This is a genomic window from Burkholderia sp. L-4 (assembly GCF_056856535.1).
In genome coordinates this window covers 3,158,964-3,179,301 of sequence record NZ_JBXEOX010000001.1, presented here as the reverse complement: position 1 = coordinate 3,179,301, position 20,338 = coordinate 3,158,964, and the positions used below count along the sequence as shown (strand labels likewise).

The following is a 20,338-nucleotide window of genomic DNA, read 5'->3' as shown; positions in this document are numbered from 1 at the left end:
TGGGCCGGTGCTCACTGGTCGAGCACGAGCTTGATGTCGAGCGGCGGTGTCGCGCGCACGAGGTTGACGCGTTTGACGCCCGTGGCCGGGGCATCCGCGTAGGCAAGGTAGTCGATCGTCCAGCCGTCCTGGCGGATCTGCTTGACGCGCGTGCCGTCGGCCGGGTCGCGCACGGTTTCCGCCTGTGTCGCGGGCGCGGCCGTCGGCAGCAGCCAGTAGCGCAGGCCGGCGAGCGGCAGTTCGAAGCCGAGCGTCTTCTGCATCAGGTCGCCGACGTCCGGCGCGTATTGCGTCGGACGGTTCGGCAGTTCGAGCGAGGCTGCCTGCGGCGTCGATTTCACGATCGCGAGCGTCTGGCCGAGCGGGCTGCGCAGCTCGAGCGACACGTCGTCGCCGTGTTCCTGCCAGTCGAAGTTGCCGTACACGTGCTGCTGCTTGCCGAGACGGTCGTCGTACTGCACCGCGAAGCGGCCGTGGTAAGCATGCGACGCGGCCGTTTGCAGCACCGCGCCGGTCGCCGGCGCGCTGGCCGACGGCGGCGTGCTCGCGCAGCCGGCGAGCGCGAGCGCCGCACCGGCCGCGGCCAGCGTGCGCTGCGCGCGGGAGAACGGGGAAAGCGTCGGGAACATCCGCATCAGAGGCCGTTGATCTGGAGGCGCTTCAGCGTCTGCACGAGCGTCTCGTTGTCGGGTTCGAGCTTCTGCGCGTCGCGCCATGCGGAACGCGCGTCGTCCTGCGCGCCGCTCTTCCACAGCACTTCGCCGAGGTGCGCGCCGATTTCGGCGTTCGGCTGCAGTTCGTACGCGCGCCGCAGGACCTTCGTCGCGCCGGCCGTGTCGCCCATCCGGTACTTCACCCAGCCGAGGCTGTCCATGATGTACGCGTCGTTCGGCGCGAGCGCCATCGCCTTGTCGATCAGCTTGCTGGCTTCGGGCAGGCGCTGGTTGCGGTCGGCCAGCGAATAGCCGAGCGCGTTGTACGCCTGCGGGTTGTCGGGCTGCGTGCGGATCAGCTCGCGCAACTGCTTTTCCATCGTCGTGTAGTGGCCGGTCTTTTCGGCCGCCATCGCGTAGTCGTAGCGCAGGTCGGGATCGTCGGGGAAGTCCTGGACCGCTTGGCCGAGCCGCGCCTCGGCTTCCGGATAGCGTTTCGCTGTGAACAGGATCGACGCGTCGGTGCGCGCGACCACGGCCGCGTCGCGCGGATCGGTGATCGGCAGGTCGTCGAGCACCTTGCGCGCCTCGTCGGTCTTGCCCTGTTTCTGCAGCAGCTGCGCGCGCGTGATTTGCGCGGGCAGGTAGTGCTGGCTCGTCTGGTCGACCTTGTCGAGCCATTGCGACGCCTGCGCGTCGTTGTTCTGGTCGATCGCGATCTGCGCGAGGTAGATGTAGCCCTGGCCGACGTCGAGGTTCGGCTGCTTGTTGCCGAGCTGCACGTACTGCTTCAGGTAGGCGGTCGCTTCGTCGAGCTTCTTCTGCTGGATCTTGATCAGCGCGAGTGCCATCAGCGGCGTCGGATCCTTCGCGTCGAGCTTGCGCATCGTCTCGAACTGCTTCTGCGCGTCGTCGAGGCGGTCGTCGGCGAGATACAGCTGCGACAGCGCGAGCCGCGCATCGCGCGACTTCGGATTCTGCTGAACATACTTCTCGAACGAGGCGATGCCGGCCGCGCGTTCCGCCGGGCCCATCTGCGACAGCATCAGCGCCGCCGGCAGGTAGTCGGGGCGCAGCGCCAGCGCCTGCTTCAGCGACTGCGCGGCGCCGTCCTTGTCGTCGACCGCGAGCTGCTGCCGTGCGATCGCGAGCTGGGCCTCGGGGCGGTTCATGTCGTTCTTCAGCATGTCCTTCAGCACCGCGAGGCCGCCGACGCGGTCGGGGCCGCGCACGAGCAGCGCCTGCAGCGCGAGGATCGCCGGACCGCGCGTCTCGCCGGTCGCGCGGGCCAGCTCGCGCGCGAGCATCGGCTGCGCGTCGGCCGGCTTGCCGGCGAGCACCAGCAGCGCGGCATCGACCTGCGACGCCCGGTTCGAATCCGGCGCGTACTGGCGCCACAGATTCGCGGCGGACAGCGCGTCGGCCGGGCTCTGCGCGCCGAGCGCGATCTCGGTCGCGCGCTGCGCCATGCGCGGATCGCGCGTGTCGCGGGCAAGTGCGAGGTAGGTCTGGTAGGCGGGCGCCGGCTGGTTGCGCTGGAGCGCGACCTCGGCGGCGAGCACCTGGTAGACGATCTGGCTCGTCAGCGGCACGCCGGGGAGATTCTTCTGCTCGTCCGGCATCACATGCTCGAACGCACCCTGCGGCTCCGCGTCGTCCGATGCCGGATCCTGCGCGTGGGCCGGGAAGGCGGTGAGGGTCCAGGCGGCAAACAGCGCGGCGCCGAGTGCACGGCGGACCGGGAAGGCGCGCACGCCGCGCACGGCGGCGGGGCGCTTCTGAAGCAGCTTCGAGGGCAGAGTCATGGAAATCCGTTCGATGTTTCAACCGATTGTAACGCGCTCGCTACAATACACGCACGATCGTGAATCCAGCCTCAGACCCGTAAAACATGCCAGAGTTGCCAGAAGTCGAAGTCACGCGCCGGGGCATCGAGCCCTTTGTCGCGGGCCGCCGCGTCGAGCGTGTCGACGTCCGTACCGAGATGCTGCGCTGGCCCGTGCCGGCGGGGCTCGCCGAGCAGTTGCGCGCGCGCGAGGTGCTCGCCGTCGAGCGTCGCGGCAAGTATCTGCTGTTCGAGGTCGACGCCGGCTGGTTCATCGTCCATCTCGGCATGACGGGCACGCTGCGCGTGCTGCCCGCGGCCGGCGTGCCGGTCGCCGCGAAGCACGACCATATCGACTGGATCTTCGACGAATTCGTGTTGCGGTTCCGCGACCCGCGCCGCTTCGGCGCCGTGTTGTGGCACCCGCGCGAAGCAGGCGACGTGCACGCGCATCCGCTTCTCGCGAGCCTCGGCGTCGAGCCGTTCTCGCCGGCGTTCACCGGCGCGCTGCTGCACGCGCGCACGCGCGGCCGCACGGTGTCGGTCAAGCAGGCGCTGCTCGCGGGCGACATGGTCGTCGGCGTCGGCAACATCTATGCGTCGGAGAGCCTGTTTCGCGCCGGCATCCGGCCGACGACGGCCGCCGGCAAGGTCTCGCTGCCGCGCTACGAGCGGCTGGCCGACGCGGTGCGCGCGACACTCGCCGACGCGATCGAGCGCGGCGGCAGCACGTTGCGCGATTTTGTCGGCAGCAACGGCGAAAGCGGCTACTTCCAGCTCGACTGCTTCGTCTACGACCGGGCGGGCCAGCCGTGCCGCGTATGCGGCACGCCGATCCGCCAGATCGTGCAGGGCCAGCGGTCGACCTATTTCTGCCCGACCTGCCAGCGTTGAAACCTTTTTTCACGATTAGATAATTAGATAACTTGAAGCCGCCCCGCATCGCCCCCGCTCCGTTCCCCGTCACGCCGCTGCACCGCACGTTCGCCACGCGCCTGGTCGCGTGGCAGCGCGAGCACGGCCGCCACGACCTGCCGTGGCAGAACACCCGCGATCCGTACCGGATCTGGCTGTCGGAAATCATGCTGCAGCAGACGCAGGTGTCGACCGTGATTCCGTACTACACGCGCTTTCTCGAACGCTACCCCGACGTCGCGGCGCTCGCCGCCGCCCCGGCCGACGACGTGATGGCGCTGTGGGCGGGGCTCGGCTACTACTCGCGTGCGCGCAACCTGCATCGCTGCGCGCAGGTCGTCGTCGCCGAACACGGCGGTGCGTTTCCGGCGACGCCCGACGCGCTGGCCGAACTGCCGGGCATCGGCCGCTCGACGGCCGCCGCGATCGCGTCGTTCGCCTACGGCGCGCGTGCGACGATTCTCGACGGCAACGTGAAGCGCGTGCTCGCGCGCGTGTTCGGCGTCGAGGGGTTTCCGGGCGAGAAGCGGGTCGAGAACGACATGTGGGCGCTCGCCGAATCGCTATTGCCCGATGCCGCGAACGCGGCCGACGTGAGTGCCTACACGCAGGGGCTGATGGATCTCGGCGCGACGCTGTGCGTGCGCGGCAAGCCCGATTGCGCGCGCTGCCCGTTCGCGGGCGACTGCGTCGCGCAATCGACGGGCCGCCAGCGCGAACTGCCGGCCGCGCGGCCGAAGAAGGCCGTGCCGACGCGCAGGACCTGGATGCTCGTGCTGCGCGATGGCGATGCCGTGCTGCTGGAGCGCCGCCCGCCGACCGGGATCTGGGGCGGACTGTGGAGCCTGCCGCAAGCGGACGGCGACGCCGCGCTCGCGGAACTCGCGCGCGGTTTCGGCGGCGGCGGCACGGTGCCGCTCGCCCCGCTCACGCACACCTTCACGCATTTCCGGCTCGAGATCGAACCGCGGCTGAGCGACATCGCGGACGGCGGTGGATTGCCTTCGTCCGCGCGCGACGCGGATACCGCCTGGGTGCCGTTGAGCCGGCTCGATGCGTACGGCGTCCCGGCGCCCGTGCGCAAGCTGCTCGACGCACTGAGCGGGCCGCTGCTGTAACGAAAGGGAAAGGGCGCCGCGCGCCCGGGAATGCGCCGGGTCGGCGCCGCCTAAAGCCAGCCGTGCCGGTCGAGCACGTGGTGCACGGCGTCGATGCGTGCGCCGACGTCCGGAAACTCCATCAGCTTCTGCCGCGCCCGCAGGTCGAGCGGCAGCAGTTCCGCGAGGCGGTTCGACACCCAGCTCGGATCGTCGAGGCGGAACGGTTCGCCGAACGGCATCTTCTCCGGATCGGACTTCTTCAGCGCGTTGATGATGCGCTCGAGCACCTCGGCGCACGAGCCGAACTGCGCGAGCGTCTGCTCGCCTTCGAGCGGGATGTCGTCGGGCAGCGGCTCCGCGATGCCGACCAGCAGCCCGTTGCCTTCGACGCGATACGACAGCAGCTCGAAACGCTGCGTGCCGACCGCCTGCAGATACAGCATCCCGAATTCACCGGTATCGCACTCGGTGATGCGCGCCATGCAGCCGATGGTCTCGGGCACCGACACGGCGCCGTCCTGCGCGACTTCGGGCCCGCTCTTCAGCAGGCACACGCCGAACGGCGAGTTATCGCGCAGGCACGCGCGGGACATGTCGAGATAGCGCGCCTCGAACACCTTGAGCGGGAGCAGGCCTCCCGGAAACAGTACCGTGTGCAGTGGAAACAGCGGCAGGTCGATCAGGGTGGTCGATAGGGAGGACATGGCGCGCTGACAAGGGAGCGGGTGTCGCTAGGGTCGGGCGACCTCGGAGACGAGCCGCGACGACGCGTCGACATCCACTGGCGCGTCACGATGCCGCACGATCACGTTCGCCTCGTGCGCGAGGCGCGCGGCGAGCGTTTCCGCGATGAACACCGAGCGATGCTGGCCGCCCGTGCAGCCGATGGCGACGGTCAGGTAGCTGCGGTTGTCATCACGGAAGTGCGGCAGCCATTTCATCAGGAACGCATGGATGTCGTCGATCATCTGGTGGACGATCGGCAGTGCGTCGAGAAAGGCGATGACCGGCCGGTCGAGCCCGGTGAGCGGGCGCAACTCGTGGTCGTAGTACGGGTTCGGCAGCGCGCGTACGTCGAACATCAGGTCGGCGTCGAGCGGCACGCCGCGCTTGAAGCCGAACGACTCGAACATCACCATCAGGTCGTTGTCTTTCTGCTCGATGAAGCGCTTGACCCACGTGCGCAGCACGTTCGCGCGCAGCGTGCTCGTATCGATCTGGTGGCCGAATTCGGCGAGCGGCGCGACGAGGTCGCGCTCGCGCTCGATCGCTTCCTCGAGCGACGACAGCAGGCCGACGTCCGCATCGTGCGACAGCGAGCCGGACAGCGGATGGCGGCGGCGCGTTTCGGAGAAGCGCTGGATCAGCGCCTGGGTGCTGGCGTTGAGGAACAGCACGCGCACGTCGTGCTCGCCCGACAGTTCGCGGATCAGGCCGGGCATTTCGTCGAGCGACGCGCTCGAGCGCGCGTCGATCGCGACCGCGAGCCGGCGCTGGCCGTTCTGGCCGAGGTAGCGGGCGAGTTCGGGCAGCACGTGCGGCGGCAGGTTGTCGACGCAGTAATAGCCTGCGTCTTCGAGCGCGTTCAGCGCGACGGACTTGCCTGAGCCGGAGATGCCGGTGATAAGGACGATGCGCATGGGAAGCAGTGAATCCTGACGTTTCATCATAGCACCGGCTCGACGCGTCGGCGTTGCGCGGCCGGCGCGTGCGGGTTACACCAGTTTGCCGGGGAACTGACTGTCGGGATCCTGCATCGCGAGTCGTTGCCGATCCATGAAATCGCGCAAGGTGTCGATTCCGCGCAACTGCAGGATCGTGTTCCGGACGGCCGCCTCGACCAGCACCGCGAGGTTGCGGCCGGCCGCGACCTGGATCGTGACCTTGCTGATCGGCAGGCCGAGCACGTCGACGGTCTGGCTTTCGAGCGGCAGGCGCTGGAATTCGCCGTCGGGGCGCCGTACGAGCTGGACGATCAGCTTCAGCTTCATTTTCCGCCGCACGGCGGTTTCGCCGAAGATCGTCTTGATGTCGAGCAGGCCGAGGCCGCGCACTTCGAGCAGGTTCTGCAGCAGCGGCGGGCAGCGCCCTTCGACGAAATCGGGGCCAAGTCTGACGAAATCGACCGCGTCGTCGGCGACGAGGCCGTGGCCGCGGCTGATCAGCTCGAGGCCGAGTTCGCTCTTGCCGAGGCCCGAATCGCCGGTCAGGAGCACGCCCATCCCGAGGATGTCGATGAACACGCCGTGCAGCGTCGCGCGCGGCGCGAGGATGCGCGACATGTAGAGCCGCAGGCTGTCGATCACGGCGGCGGCCGACATCGGCGTCGTGAACAGCGGGGTGGACGAGCGCGTGCAGCGCAGCACGAGTTCGGGCGGGGCCGCGGCGCCGCCGGCGACGACGAGGAACGGCGGCTCGAGCGCGATCAGCTCGGCCATGTGGCGCGAGCGGTCTTCGTCGGTCTGCCGCTGGTAGTAGTCGATTTCGGCCTCGCCGAGCACCTGGATCCGGTTCGGGTGGATCAGGTTCAGGTGGCCGACGAGGTCGGCGCTCGAGGTCGCATTGCCGACCGTGTCGGCGGAAAAGCCGCGCTCCCAGCCTTCATGCCCCGTCAGCCAGCTCAGTTTCAGCGTGGCCGCGTTGTCGTCGAAGATGCTCTGGGCGTTGATGCTGGACGTATCCATGACTCTCGTCACTCCAATGAGCCGGTGCATGCGCGCGGCGACGGGCGTCGCCATGCCGAGCCGGCGCCGGGCGGCCCTGGACGGCGGCGTGTGCCGCCGCGTACCGGAAAATATTCCGCCCGGATCAACTCAAGGTTGCCACTGAGTGAGCAGGCGATGCAACTCGGCGATATCCGTTTCGTTGTGCAGACGCTCGCGCGCGTCGCGATCGGATAGCAGTTGCGCGATTTCCGACAGGATCTCGAGGTGCTGCTGGGTGGCTTGCTCGGGGACGAGCAGGAAGATCAGGAGGCCGACCGGCTGGCCGTCGGGCGCTTCGAACGGGATCGCATCGGCGAGGCGGACGAACGCGGCGAGCGGGTGCTTGAGACCCTTGATGCGGCCGTGCGGAATCGCGACCCCTTCGCCGAGCCCGGTCGAACCGAGGCGCTCGCGCGCGAACAGGTTGTCCGTGACGATGCTGCGGGCGATGCCGTTCTGATTCTCGAACATCAGCCCGGCTTGTTCGAAGACGCGTTTCTTGCTGGTGACTGAGAGGTCGATGACGACGTTCTCTATGGGCAGGATTTTGGCTAGGCGATTCATGTTGGCAGGCGATTGGGCGGCCTGGGGTCTCCTTGCTGCGGCAGACTGATTTTCCATGTTCGGCGATATCAAGGCATGTGGCATCGGCAACCTGCAACGCAGCTACCGCACCCAGCGCCCCCCGGCGATAACCGAAACATTATAGAGCACAGCCGCGTGCGTGGCGCAGCCCGGACCGACCGGTTGCACCCCTGCGCGGAGTCGCAAAAAAAACGCCCGGCGAACCGGGCGGCGTGCGTGTTGCGGTAAGGTTATTGCGGCGGCAGTTCGATCTGGTCGATCGACGGTTGAAGCTTGATCGGGTCGTGCGCGTGCGTTTGCAGGCGCTCCATGTGCTTGACGACCTGGCGATCCAGCTTGTCGATCAGCAAATCGATCGCAGCGTACAGATTGCCGTTCGCGCTTTCGACGAAGATGTCCTTGCCCTTCAGGTGCAGGTTGATTTCCGCGCGCTGCTGCTTGTCCTTTTCCTTGTGGTTGTCGACCGAGAGGATCACAGTGCCATCGATCACCTGATCGCTATGCCGTAGCACCCGGTCCAGCTTGGTGATCACGTATTCGCGAATGGCAGGCGTGACTTCGAGATGATGTCCACTGATCTTCAGGTTCATAGTGCTTCTCCAAGCGAGTGACCACCCGGCCGCATCGAGGCGGCGCTCCGGTCGACTTGCCCCTGCCGCACGAGGCGGCATATCGCGGACAAGTCGCCCGGCCTGTTCCCCGTGTGCGCGGTGGCCGGAACACGCCTGCCGCCGGGCAGGCAGCAGGCTTAAAGAGACTTGCGCAGATTCACTGCCGGGATCTTGAGGGCTTCGCGATATTTCGCAACCGTGCGGCGCGCGACCACGAAACCCTGTTCTGCCAGCAGCTCGGCAATGCGGCTGTCCGAAAGTGGCGATTTTGGGTCTTCAGCTCCTATCAGTTGCTTGATGAGGGCTCGGATGGCGGTCGACGAGGCGGCGCCACCGGTGTCGGTCGAAACGTGAGATCCGAAGAAGTACTTAAATTCCAGCGTCCCGAACGGGGTCAGCATGTACTTCCCGGTTGTCACACGGCTGACAGTCGACTCGTGTAGGCCCAGCGTATCAGCTATTTCCCGCAAAACCAAGGGGCGCATGGCAATTTCACCGTGCGCAAAGAAATTCTTCTGACGCTCGACAATAGCCTGCGCGACTCGCAGGATCGTGTCGAAACGCTGCTGGATATTCTTGATCAGCCAGCGCGCTTCCTGGAGCTGCTGCTTCAGCGAACCGGCCGACGGATCGCCGCGGCTGTTGCGCAGGATGTTCGCGTACAGGTTGTTGATCCGCAGGCGCGGCACGACCTCCGGATTGAGTTCCGCGAGCCACCCCTGGCCGGCCTTCTTCACGATGATGTCGGGCACGACGTAGTCGGCCTCGGCCTTGCCGTACGCGGCGCCGGGGAACGGCTCCAGCGAGCGGATCAGCGCATGCGCGTCGCGCAGCGCGTCGTCGCTCGCCTTCAGGTGCTTGCGCAACCGTGTGAAATCGCGGGCCGCGAGCAGTTCGAGGTGCTGCGACACGATCTCGAGCGCGAGCGTGCGCGTCGGGGACGGATCGAGGCGCAGCAGCTGCAGCTTCAGGCATTCGGACGCCGAGCGTGCGCCGACCCCGGGCGGGTCGAAGCTGTGCAGCAGCGCGAGCGCCGCGTTCAGTTCGTCGCAGTCGATCTCCAGCTCGGGCGGCAGGTCGGCGAGCACCTCGTCGAGCGTCGCGGTCAGGTAGCCGTCGTCGTCGAGCGACTCGATCAGGAACATCACGAGCGCGCGATCGCGCGGGCCGGCCTGCGTGACGCGCAACTGCGCGGACAGGTGGTCGCGCAGCGACGTCGCGGCTTCCTGCACCTGCAGCGGCGGGAGGTCGTCGTCGTCGGACGCGCCGCTCGCGCGGCCGAATTCGTCGAGATTCCATTGCGGGCCGTCGTTGCCGTCGCCGGAACCGTAACCGTCGTAGTCGTCGGCGCCGGCCGGCTCGTCGCGCTCCGCGCGATCGCTGGACGTGCTGCTGCCGTTTGCCGAGGCCGGCTCGGTGTTCTGCGCGGGCGGCGTCTGCGCGATCAGCGATCCGTCCGCCGCGACACGCAGCGGGCTCGCGATCCATTCGTCGTCGTTCTCGAGCAGCGGGTTCTGCGCGACGGCCATCGCGACTTCCTGCTGCAATTCGAGCGTGGACAACTGCAGGAGCCGGATCGACTGCTGCAGCTGCGGCGTCAGCGCCAGGTGTTGCGACAGGCGGAGTTGAAGGCTGGCTTTCATGGCAAGGAGGGAGTCATACCGGCAGTTTGCCACGACCCAGGCGCATTGAGCCATCCGCGATTACGCGCGGCGCGCCGCCCGGCCGCGGGCATGCCCGCGGGGCGTGGATGCAAAGCAGGGCGCGGCCCCGCGCGGCGATGCCGGGCGGGGTGCAGCCAGCCACGAGGGGAGTTACATGCGGAAGTGTTCGCCGAGGTACACGCGGCGCACGCTTTCGTTTTCGATGATTTCGCTCGGCGCGCCGGCGGCGAGCACCGAGCCGTCGCTGATGATGTACGCGTGATCGCAGATGCCGAGCGTTTCGCGGACGTTGTGGTCGGTGATCAGCACGCCGATGTTGCGTTGCTTCAGGAACTTGACGATCTTCTGGATCTCGAGCACCGCGATCGGGTCGACGCCGGCGAACGGTTCGTCGAGCAGGATGAAGTTCGGGTTGGTCGCGAGCGCGCGGGCGATCTCGACGCGGCGCCGTTCGCCGCCCGACAGCGACAGCGCGGGGTTCTCGCGCAGATGGCCGATCTGCAGCTCGTCGAGCAGCGCCTCGGTGCGCGACGAGATCGCGTCCTTCGACAGCCGCTTGCCGTCTTCGCCGTGCTGCAGTTCGAGCACCGCGCGGATGTTTTCCTCGACGGTCAGCTTGCGGAACACGGACGCTTCCTGCGGCAGGTACGACAGGCCGAGCGACGCGCGCTTGTGGATCGGCAGCAGGCTGATCGAGCTGCCGTTCAGCGAGATCTCGCCCGCGTCGAGCGGCACGAGGCCGACGATCATGTAGAACGACGTGGTCTTGCCGGCGCCGTTCGGGCCGAGCAGGCCGACGACCTCGCCGCTCTTCACGTCGAGCGACACGTCCTTGACGACCGTGCGCGAGCCGTAGCGCTTCTTCAGGTTGCGGACGACGAGCGAGCTCGTGGTGCCGGCAGGCTGGCGGTTCGGTAGCGCGTTCATTGGCCCGGCGCTCCCTGGATCGTGGTCGACGGCGACAGCTTCGCCGGCGCGCCGTTCAGCGGCGCGGGGCCGCCGTTCTTCGGCGACAGCATCGCGCGCACGCGGCCGTTCGGGTTGCCCGGCGCGGCCACGTCCTTGCCGCCCTTCGCGGTGTAGAAGTCGCGCTGGCCGTCGTACGTGATCACGCTGCCGTGCACGGTATCGGCGACGGTCGACGTGCCCTGCAGGCGGCGCACGGTCGCGGCCGTCGTGAGCGTGGTCAGGTCCTGCTTGCCGTCGTAGTCGATGCGCTCGGCGTCGCCGTCGATGTATTCGTCGAGGCCTTCGCGCTTCTGGCGGAACGTCGCGTGCTTCTTGCCGCTGCCGAACGAGGTGGCGTACTGATAGCCTTCCGGGTCCTGGCGCACTTCGACGCGATCGCCCTTGATGATGATCGTGCCCTTCGTGATCACGACGTTGCCGGTCGCGACCGTGACCTGCTTCAGGTCGTCATAGGTCAGGTTGTCGGCCTCGACGTTGATCGGCTTGTTCTGGTCGGCCTTCTCGGCATGGGCGAGCGGCGCCAGCCCGACCAGCGGGAGCGCCACGAGCGTCGCGGCAAGCGCGGCGCGGACGGCGCGCGCAGCGCCGCCGGAAATCTGTCGAGGGAACGGTTCGTTCATGCAGTCACGTGAGGGATGCGTCACTTGGGTTGACCTTTCGAGCCGCCGGACGTGTCCGCGGCGGCAATCGTGCCGCGCACGTTGCCGTAGAGCTCGATGACCCGGGTGACGTTGTTGTACTTCATGCCGTCGGTCGCGTTGACGAGCGACAGGCCGCGCTGAAGTTTAACCGGCTTTTCGGTCTGGATCACATCGTCATTGACGAAGATCCGGAAATGCTGGGAATCGGCCTGCATCTGCGGATCGCCGCCGCCGGCCGCGCGCAGGATGCGGGCATCATCGTACAAATCGACGATCGACACGTCGCCGTTGACGGTGCCGCGCTTCGCGGTGGTCGTGACGACCGGCTTGCCGGGCTGGAACGCGCGCATGGCCGGATCGGTCAGGTCGCTGCTTTCGGTGTCTTCGTAGTGGATCAGCTTCGCGGCCGTCAGCCGGTACTGGGTCGAGCCGGACTGGTCGAGCTCGGTGACCGAGAAGTTGTCCGCGAAATAGTCGGGCGTGTGGCGCTTCGGCTGCACGGTGCCCTCGCCGGGCGGCGGCAGCGTGGCCTGCAGCAGCCACCACGTGACGCCCGCGAGCGCGGCGACCGCGCCGAGCGGCAGCAGCTGGGTCCAGCGGAAATGCGTATTCATCCGTCAGGCTCCGCAGGCCGCCGCGAGCAGCGCGTCGTAGCGGCGCTGCGCGCGCAGGATCGCGTCGCAGACTTCGCGCACGGCGCCCTGGCCGCCACGGGCCTCGGCCACCCAGTGCGCGCGGGCGATCACCTCGGGGTGCGCATTCGCGGGGGCCGTCGCGAAGCCGCAGCGCAGCATCACCGGCAGGTCGGGCCAGTCGTCGCCCATGTAGCCGCATGCGTCGGCGGCGAGGCCGAGCGAGGCGATCAGGTCGGCGAACACGGCGAGCTTGTTCTCGACGCCCTGGAACAGGTGCGCGATCTTCATTTCCTTCGCGCGCGCCGCGACGATCTCCGAGCGGCGGCCCGTGATGATCGCGGTCGCGATACCGGCTTCGCCGAGCAGCTTCACGCCGTGGCCGTCGAGCGAATTGAACGACTTCATCGTGTCGCCGGCCGCGGTAAACAGCAGGCCGCCGTCGGTCAGCACGCCGTCGACGTCGAAAATCATCAGCTTCACGCGGCTGGCGCGTTCGGCCGCAGTCAGCGCTGCGCTCATCAGATCACCTTCTTCGAAAACAGGTCGTGCATGTTCAGCGCGCCGATCAGCGCGCCGTCGGCATCGACCACCAGCATCTGGTTGATCCGGTGGCGCTCCATCAGTTCCACGGCCTCGACCGCCAGATGATCCGGCGCGATCGTGCGCGGGTCGCGCGTCATCACGTCGGTGATCGGCAGCGTGCGGAAATCGCCGTCGCGTGCGAGCACGCGGCGCAGGTCGCCGTCCGTGAAGATGCCGACGACCTTGCCGGCGGCGTCGACCACGGCCGTCATGCCGAGGCGTTTCGCGGTGATCTGGAACAGCGCGTCCGACAGCGTCGCGTCGAGCCCGACGGACGGGACGTCGTCGCCCGAGCGCATCACGTCGCGCACGTAGGTGAGCAGGCGCCGGCCGAGCGCGCCGCCCGGGTGCGAGCGCGCGAAATCCTCCGAGCCGAAGCCGCGCGCGTCGAGCACGGCGACGGCGAGCGCATCGCCGAGCGCGAGCGCGGCGGTCGTGCTCGCGGTGGGCGCGAGGTTCAGCGGGCACGCTTCCTTCGAGACGGCGGCGTTCAGGTTCACGTCGGCGAGTGTGCCGAGGCTCGACTCCGCGCGGCCCGTGATCGCGATCAGCTTCGCGCCGATCCGCTTCACGAGCGGCAGGATCGCGACGAGTTCTTCCGACTCGCCGGAATAGGAGATGCCGATGAAGACGTCGTCGGAGGTGACCATCCCGAGGTCGCCGTGGCTGGCTTCGGCGGGGTGGACGAAGAAGGCCGGCGTACCGGTGCTGGCCAGCGTGGCCGCGATCTTGCGGGCGATATGCCCCGATTTGCCGATACCGGACACCACCACGCGGCCGCGGCAGCCGAGCAGCAGCGCGACGGCCTGGACGAAGCCGCCGTCGAGCTGGTCGCGCAGCGCGCGCACGGCGTCCGCCTCGATGTCGAGTACGTCGCGGGCGAGCGCGAGCGCCCGATCATCATTGATTTTCGCTATCATGCGCGGAGTATAGCAAAGGCGTTTGTTCGCCGCGCCGGGCCCTCGGACTCGTCCGAGGTCGCCTGTCCACCGCCACCACCCGCGCCCGCATTGCCGTGGCCCCGACGAACGAGGACGCTTCGCCTGTGATTTCCCCGCTCGAAATGACCCTGCTGCTGCTGCTGGCCTCGGTGGTGGGCGTCGTCGTATTCCGTTCGCTGAACCTGCCGCCGATGCTCGGCTATCTGACCGTCGGCATCCTGGTCGGCCCGCATTCGTTCGGCGTTGCCGCGGATCTCGAACGGGCCGAGCACCTCGCGGAATTCGGCGTGGTGTTCCTGATGTTCTCGATCGGCCTCGAATTCTCGCTCGCGAAGCTGAGGGCGATGCAGCGGCTCGTGTTCGGGCTCGGGTTGCTGCAGGTCGTCGCGACGCTCGTGCTCGCGCTCGTGCTCGGCGCGCTGTTCGAGCGCTGGGTGCACATCACGTGGCAGGGCAGCATCGCGCTCGGCGGCGCGCTCGCGATGTCGTCGACGGCGATCGTGTCGAAGATGCTCGCCGAGCGCCTCGAGATCGAGACCGAGCACGGCCGCAACATCTTCGGCGTGCTGCTGTTCCAGGATCTCGCGGTCGTGCCGCTGCTGATCGTGATCGCGGCGTTCGGCGCCGAATCGTCGAAGGACCTCGCGATCACGCTCGGCTTCGCGGCGGTCAAGATCGTGATCGCGCTGACGCTGCTGCTGGTCATCGGCCAGCGTTTCATGACGCGCTGGCTGAACGTCGTCGCGCGGCGGCGCTCGCAGGAACTGTTCGTGCTGAACCTGCTGCTCGTCACGCTCGGCGCCGCGTTCGTCACCGACCGTTTCGGCCTGTCGCTCGCGCTCGGCGCGTTCATCGCGGGGATGCTCATCTCCGAGACGCCGTTCCGTCACCAGGTGGAAGAGGACATCAAGCCGTTCCGCGACGTGCTGCTCGGCCTGTTCTTCGTGACGACGGGGATGCTGCTCGATCCGCGCGTGATCTGGGAGCACCCGCTCCTCGTGCTCGGCTTCTTCGTCGGCCAGATCCTGTTCAAGGCGACGATGATCGCGGGGCTCGCGCGGCTGTTCGGCGCGACGCCGGGCGTCGCGATGCGCACCGGCATCGGCCTCGCGCAGGCCGGCGAGTTCGGCTTCGTGCTGCTGAACCTGATCCTCGACCGGCATCTCGTCGATTCGACGCTGCTGCAGGCGATCCTCGCGTCGATGCTGCTGTCGATGCTCGCCGCGCCGTTCCTGATCCAGAACGCCGACCGGATCGTGATGCGGCTGTCGTCGACCGAATGGATGCAGCAGTCGCTGCAGATGACGCGGATCGCGACGCAAAGCCTGAAGCAGCGCGGCCACGTGATCATCTGCGGCTACGGCCGTGCCGGGCAGAACCTCGCGCGGATGCTCGAGCAGGAAGGCATTTCGTACGTCGCGCTCGACCTCGACCCCGATCGCGTGAGCGCGGCCGCGGCGGCCGGCGAGTCGGTGGTATTCGGCGACGCGGCGCGCCGCGAGTCGCTGCTCGCGGCCGGTATCCACCGCGCGGCGGCCGTCGCGATCACCTATGCGAACACGCCGTCGGCGCTGCGCGTGCTGCACCACGTGCACGAGCTCGAGCCGACGCTGCCGGCGATCGTGCGTACCGTCGACGATGCCGATCTCGAGAAGCTGCTCGCGGCCGGCGCGACCGAGGTGATTCCCGAGATCGTCGAGGGCAGCCTGATGCTCGCGTCGCACACGCTGGTGCTGGTCGGCGTGCCGATGCGCAAGGTCGTGCGGCGCGTCGAGGAAATGCGCGACGAGCGTTACAGCCTGCTGCGCGGCTATTTCCGCGGGGCGGACGATGCGGACGACGACGACCACGAGCAGGTGCGGCTACAATCGGTGCCGGTCGACGCGCGCGCGGACGCGGTCGGGCGTTCGCTGGAAGAACTCGGGCTGTATGCGCTGGGGCTGGAAGTCACGGCGATCCGCCGCCATGGCATCCGCGGCGTCGAACCCGACCCGCAGACCAAGCTGCGCGCGAGCGACATCGTCGTGCTGCGCGGGCTGCCCGAGGCGCTCGCGCTCGCGGAGGAGCGGCTGTCGCGCCATCGGCGCGATCCGCCGGCCGCCGCCGCCTGAGTCGCGATTCACAACCTGACCCGTATTTATTCGAAACGGTGCCCGATCTTCGCGCACCGTTTTTTTCGGAGAGTTTCATGCCGCACTCGTCGCCGGGCGCACCGCTCGATCCGGTCGCCTTCATCCACAGCCAGATCCGTACGGTGCCCGACTGGCCCCAGCCGGGCGTGCAGTTCCGCGACATCACGACGCTGCTGCAGAGCCCGAAGGCGCTGCGCATCCTCGTCGACCTGTTCGTCGAACGTTATGTCGACGCGAAGCTCGACTATGTCGCGGGCCTCGACGCGCGCGGCTTCATCATCGCGCCGATCGTCGCGTACGAGCTGAGCGTCGGCTTCGTGCCGATCCGCAAGGTCGGCAAGCTGCCGTACAAGACGCGCTCGGAATCGTACGATCTCGAATACGGCAGCGCGACGGTCGAGATCCACGAAGACGCGTGCCGTCCCGGCGATCGCGTGATCATCATGGACGACCTGATCGCGACCGGCGGCACGATGATGGCGGGGCGCAACCTGCTGCAGCGGCTCGGCGCGGTGGTCGTCGAAGGCGCGGCGATCATCGACCTGCCCGATCTCGGCGGCTCGACGCTGCTGCGCAATGCCGGGTTGCCCGTCTATACCGTCACCGAATTCGGCGGCCACTGAGCGTCTGCGTCCGTCATCCCGCGAGGTCACGATGCCCAACTTCATGCTGTTTCTCGCCACGTCGATCGCGATCACGTTCGCGCCCGGTCCCGACAACCTGCAGGTGCTCGCGCGCGGCATCTCCCAGGGCCGCGCGGCCGGCTTCGTCGCCGCGCTCGGCTTCACCGCCGGGATCCTGTTCCACACGACGCTCGCGGCGCTCGGCGTCGCGGCCGTGCTGCGTTCGTCGCCCGTCGCGTTCCAGATCCTGAAGCTCGCGGGCGCCGCGTACCTCGTGTGGATCGGCATCAAGGCGCTGCGCAGCCAGGGGCTCGCGAATGCGCATGCGCGTCCGCCGCAGCCGCTCGGCACGATCTTCCGGCAGAGCGTGATCGGCAACCTGATGAACCCGAAGGTCACGCTGTTCTTCGTCGTGTTCCTGCCGCAGTTCGTCGATCCGCACGGCGCGCAGGGCGTGACGCTGCAGATGTTCGAGCTCGGCGCGCTGTTCATGCTGCAGACGGCCGTGGTCTTCTCGCTGTTCGGCGTCGGCGCGGGCATGATCGGCACGTGGCTGAAGCGCCGCCCGAAGGCCGGCGTGTGGCTTGACCGCATTGCCGGCGCGACGTTCATCGCGATCGGCATCCGCGTCGCGCTGAAGGACTGATCGCGATGACGTTTCCGTGCATCGCGGCCGCGCGCCGTTTCGATCCGGCCGCGCACCTGCGTTTCGAGATCGCCGGCCAGGCGGTCGGCTGGGTGCGCCGCCAGGACGTCGCGAAGCTCGCGCGCTGGCCCGACGTGTTCGAGCTGACCGGCGAGCGCGTCGTGCTGTCGGCGCGCTACGACTCGGTCGACGCGCGCAGCATGGCGCTCGCAAGCGCGATCGGCGCACTGGCGGCCGACGGCGCGATTCCCGGCTGGCGCGACGAGATCTACGCGATCCGCAACCGCTTCGACGACCCGCCGCTCGCGTACATCGAGCGCGCGGCGTCGCGCTTCTTCGGCACGCAGACCTATGCGGTGCATCTGAACGGCATCGTAGAATATGCGGTTGCGCCGGGCGCGCCGCGCGCCGCGGCCGTGCCGCAGATGTGGCTCGGCCGCCGCAGCGCGACCAAGGCCACCGACCCCGGCATGCTCGACAACGTCGTCGCGGGCGGCATCGGCTGGGGGCTGGGCGTTCACGAGACGCTCGCGAAGGAGTGCTGGGAAGAAGCCGGCATTCCGCCCGAACTGGCCGCGCGCGCGATCGCGGGCCGCGCGGTGCAGGTGCTGAACTCGCTGCCGGAAGGCACCCAGTCCGAACTGATCTTCGTGTACGACCTGCCGTTGCCGCCCGACTTCGCGCCGCGCAACCAGGACGGCGAAGTGGCCGAACACCTGCTGGCCGGCGTGCCCGAGGTGATCGGCTGGCTGCGCGAAGGCCGCGCGACGATGGATGCGAGCCTTGCGACGCTCGACACGCTGCTGCGCCACCGCTGGATCCCGGCGGCCGACGCGGCCGGCATCGACGCGCTGTTCGTACCGGCCGCATGACGCACGCCGCGGCGCGCGGTCAGGCGGGGCGAACGGGCAATTTGACGAATACGGAAACAAAGGGAGTAGCGGTCATGCCGACCGATCACAGCTTTATCTTGAAACTGTCGTGCCCCGACCGGCACGGCATCGTCCACGCGGTCTCGGGCTTCCTGTTCGAGCGCAGCAACAACATCCTCGATTCGGCGCAGTTCGGCGACAGCCGCACCAGCGAGTTCTTCATGCGCGTGCACTTCGAGCAGGACGGCGACGGCACGGATGCCGCGACGGCGCTCGACACGCTGCGCAAGGAATTCGCGCCGCTCGCCGAGCAGTTCTCGATGCGCTGGGAGCTGCACGACGCGGCCGTGAAGCCGCGCGTCGTGATCATGGTGTCGAAGATCGGCCATTGCCTGAACGACCTGCTGTTCCGCTATCGCACCGGCCAGCTGCCGATCGAGATCCCGGCGATCGTGTCGAACCACAAGGAGTTCTACCAGCTCGCCGCGAGCTACAACATCCCGTTCCATCACTTCCCGCTGATCGGCGGTTCGTCCGATGCCGCGAAGGCCGCGCAGGAAGCGCGCGTGCTGGAAGTGATCGACGAGCACCAGGCCGATCTCGTCGTGCTCGCGCGCTACATGCAGATCCTGTCGCCGAACATGTGCGAGCAGCTCGCCGGGCGTGCGATCAACATCCACCATTCGTTCCTGCCGAGCTTCAAGGGCGCGAAGCCGTACTACCAGGCGTTCGACCGCGGCGTGAAGCTGATCGGCGCGACCGCGCACTACGTGACGACCGATCTCGACGAAGGCCCGATCATCGAGCAGGAAGTCGAGCGCGTCGACCACAGCATGACGCCCGACCAGCTGACCGCGATCGGCCGCGACGTCGAGTGCGTGACGCTCGCGCGTGCGGTGAAGTGGCACGTCGAGCACCGGATTGTGCTGAACGGGACGAAGACGGTCGTGTTCCGCTGATCGGCCGGGCACCGGACGGCCTCGAAACGAAAACGCCGCACCCTTTCCGGGGTGCGGCGTTTTTTGTTGCCCGAGCGGGCGGCGCCGCGTCAGATCAGCCGCAGCAGGTACAGCTCGCGCTTCAGATACGCGTAGAAGATCGGCGCGGCGATCACGCCGGGCAGCCCGAACGCGGCTTCCATGATCAGCATCGCGAGCAGCAGCTCCCACGCGCGCGACTCGATCTGGCCGCCGATGATCTTCGCGTTCAGGAAGTATTCGAGCTTGTGGATGACCACCAGGAACGCGAGCGATGCGATCGCCGTGCCCATGCTGACCGACAGCGACACGGCGACGATCAGCGTGTTCGAGATCAGGTTGCCGATCACGGGCAGCAGGCCGACGATGAACGTGACGAGCACGAGTGTCTTCGACAACGGCAGCCGCTGGTGGAAGATCGGCAGCGCGACGAGCAGGTAGATGCCCGTGAACGCCGCGTTGATCGCCGAGATCTTGATCTGCGCGAACACGATCCGGCGGAATGCATCGGCGAAGCGCGACACGCGCGTGACGAGCGCGGTCGACAGCGGCCGGCGCACCTTGCCGTGCTCGACGCCGATCGCGATCATCGCGCCGATGATCATCCCGAACAGCACGTGGCCGAAGCCGCGCGCGACGCTCTTGCCGCTCTGCTGGAGCTGGTCCATGTGCGAGTGCATCAGCACGGCGGCCTTGGTCTTCATCTGCTCGACGTCGACGGGCAGCAGGTTCGCGATCCAGGCCGGCGTGCGCGCGCGGGTCTGCTCGACGATCTGCATCAGTTGATCGAGCAGGCTTTGCAGGTTCGGCACCGTGCGCTCGAAGTGTTCGATGATGCCGATCGTCAGGCCCGTCAACGCGCCGACGATCGCGATCGACAGCAGCACGACGGCGACCCAGCGCGCGCGCATGCTCGTGGTGTGGCGTTCGATCGCGGGCGCGATCGTGTGGATCAGCTGGTAGACGAGCAGGCCGGCCAGCAGCCCGCCGAGCAGCTTGAGCTCGATCACGAGCCACATGGAAAGGATCGCGAACGCATAGCTGCCGATCTCGAGTGCCGACAGCTTCGGCAGGCTGAAGTCACTCGTCAGCCGCACGCTGCGCAGGTGCGGTTCGCGATTGTGCGTATCGCGAGACGAGTCGGGTTGCTTCTCCATTGTGGATTCCTGTCGTTCGTGTGTCATGCCGCGGAATGCGAGGCAGAGCCGTGTTCGCCCGGTTCTGCACCGGATTGGTGCGGGTGGCGAACCTTACGACCGTAA

General features: G+C 67.9%; 21 protein-coding genes. 7 read left to right on the top strand and 14 right to left on the bottom strand.

Going from position 1 to position 20,338, the window contains the following annotated elements:
* Window positions 1–11 precede the first annotated feature (11 nt).
* On the bottom strand, window positions 12–635 hold the full coding sequence (gene lolB, locus AC1VVG_RS14830) for a lipoprotein insertase outer membrane protein LolB (RefSeq protein WP_059558733.1): 624 nt from the start codon (window positions 633–635) through the stop codon (window positions 12–14).
* On the bottom strand, window positions 635–2,458 hold the full coding sequence (locus AC1VVG_RS14825) for a tetratricopeptide repeat protein (protein WP_059558731.1): 1,824 nt from the start codon (window positions 2,456–2,458) through the stop codon (window positions 635–637). The genes lolB and AC1VVG_RS14825 overlap by 1 nt, the downstream gene beginning before the upstream one ends.
* A gap of 86 nt (window positions 2,459–2,544) precedes the next feature.
* Here AC1VVG_RS14825 and mutM point away from each other — a divergent pair, with 86 nt between their 5' ends.
* Together mutM and mutY are read left to right on the top strand one after the other, a co-directional pair.
* Window positions 2,545–3,372 carry a bifunctional DNA-formamidopyrimidine glycosylase/DNA-(apurinic or apyrimidinic site) lyase gene (gene mutM, locus AC1VVG_RS14820; protein ID WP_034189270.1) on the top strand — a complete coding sequence of 276 codons (828 nt, stop codon included), beginning with the start codon at window positions 2,545–2,547 and terminating at the stop codon, window positions 3,370–3,372.
* A 32-nt stretch (window positions 3,373–3,404) separates the two neighbouring features.
* Window positions 3,405–4,511 carry an A/G-specific adenine glycosylase gene (gene mutY, locus AC1VVG_RS14815; RefSeq protein ID WP_034189271.1) on the top strand — a complete coding sequence of 369 codons (1,107 nt, stop codon included), beginning with the start codon at window positions 3,405–3,407 and terminating at the stop codon, window positions 4,509–4,511.
* A 50-nt stretch (window positions 4,512–4,561) separates the two neighbouring features.
* On the opposite strand, the gene AC1VVG_RS14810 is transcribed toward mutY, so the two are convergent.
* The 11 genes from AC1VVG_RS14810 to kdsD form a co-directional block, all read right to left on the bottom strand.
* Window positions 4,562–5,197 carry an LON peptidase substrate-binding domain-containing protein gene (locus AC1VVG_RS14810; protein WP_034189272.1) on the bottom strand — a complete coding sequence of 212 codons (636 nt, stop codon included), beginning with the start codon at window positions 5,195–5,197 and terminating at the stop codon, window positions 4,562–4,564.
* A gap of 27 nt (window positions 5,198–5,224) precedes the next feature.
* Window positions 5,225–6,133 (bottom strand): RNase adapter RapZ, encoded by a 909-nt coding sequence (gene rapZ / locus AC1VVG_RS14805; RefSeq protein WP_034189273.1) that lies wholly within the window; start codon window positions 6,131–6,133, stop codon window positions 5,225–5,227.
* 75 nt (window positions 6,134–6,208) lie between these two features.
* Window positions 6,209–7,177, bottom strand: a complete 969-nt coding sequence (gene hprK / locus AC1VVG_RS14800; RefSeq protein WP_011353227.1) for an HPr(Ser) kinase/phosphatase — start codon at window positions 7,175–7,177, stop codon at window positions 6,209–6,211.
* 129 nt (window positions 7,178–7,306) lie between these two features.
* Window positions 7,307–7,819, bottom strand: coding sequence for a PTS sugar transporter subunit IIA (locus tag AC1VVG_RS14795; protein ID WP_049034209.1), 513 nt, complete (start codon window positions 7,817–7,819; stop codon window positions 7,307–7,309).
* Between the two features lie 194 nt (window positions 7,820–8,013).
* Window positions 8,014–8,373 (bottom strand): ribosome hibernation-promoting factor, HPF/YfiA family, encoded by a 360-nt coding sequence (hpf, locus tag AC1VVG_RS14790; protein ID WP_006477786.1) that lies wholly within the window; start codon window positions 8,371–8,373, stop codon window positions 8,014–8,016.
* Between the two features lie 158 nt (window positions 8,374–8,531).
* Window positions 8,532–10,037, bottom strand: a complete 1,506-nt coding sequence (locus tag AC1VVG_RS14785; protein ID WP_034189274.1) for an RNA polymerase factor sigma-54 — start codon at window positions 10,035–10,037, stop codon at window positions 8,532–8,534.
* 171 nt (window positions 10,038–10,208) lie between these two features.
* Window positions 10,209–10,985, bottom strand: a complete 777-nt coding sequence (lptB, locus tag AC1VVG_RS14780) for an LPS export ABC transporter ATP-binding protein (RefSeq protein WP_034189275.1) — start codon at window positions 10,983–10,985, stop codon at window positions 10,209–10,211.
* On the bottom strand, window positions 10,982–11,647 hold the full coding sequence (gene lptA, locus AC1VVG_RS14775; RefSeq protein ID WP_006483139.1) for a lipopolysaccharide transport periplasmic protein LptA: 666 nt from the start codon (window positions 11,645–11,647) through the stop codon (window positions 10,982–10,984). Before lptA ends, lptB begins: the two co-directional genes overlap by 4 nt.
* Window positions 11,648–11,667: 20 nt before the next feature.
* Window positions 11,668–12,282 (bottom strand): LPS export ABC transporter periplasmic protein LptC, encoded by a 615-nt coding sequence (gene lptC, locus AC1VVG_RS14770; RefSeq protein ID WP_034189276.1) that lies wholly within the window; start codon window positions 12,280–12,282, stop codon window positions 11,668–11,670.
* 3 nt (window positions 12,283–12,285) lie between these two features.
* Complete coding sequence (locus tag AC1VVG_RS14765; protein WP_034189277.1) at window positions 12,286–12,822, bottom strand: KdsC family phosphatase; 537 nt, start codon at window positions 12,820–12,822, stop codon at window positions 12,286–12,288.
* Window positions 12,822–13,805, bottom strand: coding sequence for an arabinose 5-phosphate isomerase KdsD (kdsD, locus tag AC1VVG_RS14760; protein WP_034189278.1), 984 nt, complete (start codon window positions 13,803–13,805; stop codon window positions 12,822–12,824). Before kdsD ends, AC1VVG_RS14765 begins: the two co-directional genes overlap by 1 nt.
* Before the next feature lie 125 nt (window positions 13,806–13,930).
* On the opposite strand from kdsD, the gene AC1VVG_RS14755 reads away from it, so the two are divergent.
* From AC1VVG_RS14755 to purU, 5 genes are all read left to right on the top strand, one after another.
* Complete coding sequence (locus tag AC1VVG_RS14755; RefSeq protein ID WP_034189279.1) at window positions 13,931–15,937, top strand: monovalent cation:proton antiporter family protein; 2,007 nt, start codon at window positions 13,931–13,933, stop codon at window positions 15,935–15,937.
* A gap of 77 nt (window positions 15,938–16,014) precedes the next feature.
* Window positions 16,015–16,581 (top strand): adenine phosphoribosyltransferase, encoded by a 567-nt coding sequence (locus AC1VVG_RS14750; RefSeq protein ID WP_034189280.1) that lies wholly within the window; start codon window positions 16,015–16,017, stop codon window positions 16,579–16,581.
* Window positions 16,582–16,612: 31 nt separating this feature from the next.
* A complete protein-coding gene (locus tag AC1VVG_RS14745; protein ID WP_034189281.1) occupies window positions 16,613–17,227 on the top strand; it encodes a LysE family translocator in 615 nt (204 codons plus the stop codon).
* A gap of 5 nt (window positions 17,228–17,232) precedes the next feature.
* Window positions 17,233–18,099, top strand: coding sequence for an NUDIX hydrolase (locus tag AC1VVG_RS14740; protein ID WP_034189282.1), 867 nt, complete (start codon window positions 17,233–17,235; stop codon window positions 18,097–18,099).
* Window positions 18,100–18,173: 74 nt separating this feature from the next.
* Window positions 18,174–19,058: a formyltetrahydrofolate deformylase gene (gene purU / locus AC1VVG_RS14735; RefSeq protein WP_034189283.1), complete on the top strand. Its 885-nt coding sequence runs from the start codon at window positions 18,174–18,176 to the stop codon at window positions 19,056–19,058.
* Window positions 19,059–19,147: 89 nt separating this feature from the next.
* On the opposite strand, the gene AC1VVG_RS14730 is transcribed toward purU, so the two are convergent.
* Window positions 19,148–20,233, bottom strand: coding sequence for an AI-2E family transporter (locus AC1VVG_RS14730; protein ID WP_034189284.1), 1,086 nt, complete (start codon window positions 20,231–20,233; stop codon window positions 19,148–19,150).
* Between the last annotated feature and the right edge of the window lie 105 nt (window positions 20,234–20,338).

Excerpts from the sequence above, each read along its gene's own strand:
- AC1VVG_RS14745 (WP_034189281.1), top strand. The coding sequence starts at position 16,613 with ATGCCCAACTTCATGCTGTTTCTCGCCACGTCGATCGCGATCACGTTC.
- rapZ (WP_034189273.1), bottom strand. The coding sequence starts at position 6,133 with ATGCGCATCGTCCTTATCACCGGCATCTCCGGCTCAGGCAAGTCCGTC.
- AC1VVG_RS14750 (WP_034189280.1), top strand. The coding sequence starts at position 16,015 with ATGCCGCACTCGTCGCCGGGCGCACCGCTCGATCCGGTCGCCTTCATC.
- AC1VVG_RS14795 (WP_049034209.1), bottom strand. The coding sequence starts at position 7,819 with ATGGAAAATCAGTCTGCCGCAGCAAGGAGACCCCAGGCCGCCCAATCG.
- purU (WP_034189283.1), top strand. The coding sequence starts at position 18,174 with ATGCCGACCGATCACAGCTTTATCTTGAAACTGTCGTGCCCCGACCGG.
- AC1VVG_RS14730 (WP_034189284.1), bottom strand. The coding sequence starts at position 20,233 with ATGGAGAAGCAACCCGACTCGTCTCGCGATACGCACAATCGCGAACCG.
- lolB (WP_059558733.1), bottom strand. The coding sequence starts at position 635 with ATGCGGATGTTCCCGACGCTTTCCCCGTTCTCCCGCGCGCAGCGCACG.
- AC1VVG_RS14740 (WP_034189282.1), top strand. The coding sequence starts at position 17,233 with ATGACGTTTCCGTGCATCGCGGCCGCGCGCCGTTTCGATCCGGCCGCG.
- lptA (WP_006483139.1), bottom strand. The coding sequence starts at position 11,647 with ATGAACGAACCGTTCCCTCGACAGATTTCCGGCGGCGCTGCGCGCGCC.
- AC1VVG_RS14785 (WP_034189274.1), bottom strand. The coding sequence starts at position 10,037 with ATGAAAGCCAGCCTTCAACTCCGCCTGTCGCAACACCTGGCGCTGACG.
- kdsD (WP_034189278.1), bottom strand. The coding sequence starts at position 13,805 with ATGATAGCGAAAATCAATGATGATCGGGCGCTCGCGCTCGCCCGCGAC.
- lptC (WP_034189276.1), bottom strand. The coding sequence starts at position 12,282 with ATGAATACGCATTTCCGCTGGACCCAGCTGCTGCCGCTCGGCGCGGTC.
- AC1VVG_RS14810 (WP_034189272.1), bottom strand. The coding sequence starts at position 5,197 with ATGTCCTCCCTATCGACCACCCTGATCGACCTGCCGCTGTTTCCACTG.
- hprK (WP_011353227.1), bottom strand. The coding sequence starts at position 7,177 with ATGGATACGTCCAGCATCAACGCCCAGAGCATCTTCGACGACAACGCG.
- AC1VVG_RS14825 (WP_059558731.1), bottom strand. The coding sequence starts at position 2,458 with ATGACTCTGCCCTCGAAGCTGCTTCAGAAGCGCCCCGCCGCCGTGCGC.
- lptB (WP_034189275.1), bottom strand. The coding sequence starts at position 10,985 with ATGAACGCGCTACCGAACCGCCAGCCTGCCGGCACCACGAGCTCGCTC.
- mutM (WP_034189270.1), top strand. The coding sequence starts at position 2,545 with ATGCCAGAGTTGCCAGAAGTCGAAGTCACGCGCCGGGGCATCGAGCCC.
- AC1VVG_RS14765 (WP_034189277.1), bottom strand. The coding sequence starts at position 12,822 with ATGAGCGCAGCGCTGACTGCGGCCGAACGCGCCAGCCGCGTGAAGCTG.
- hpf (WP_006477786.1), bottom strand. The coding sequence starts at position 8,373 with ATGAACCTGAAGATCAGTGGACATCATCTCGAAGTCACGCCTGCCATT.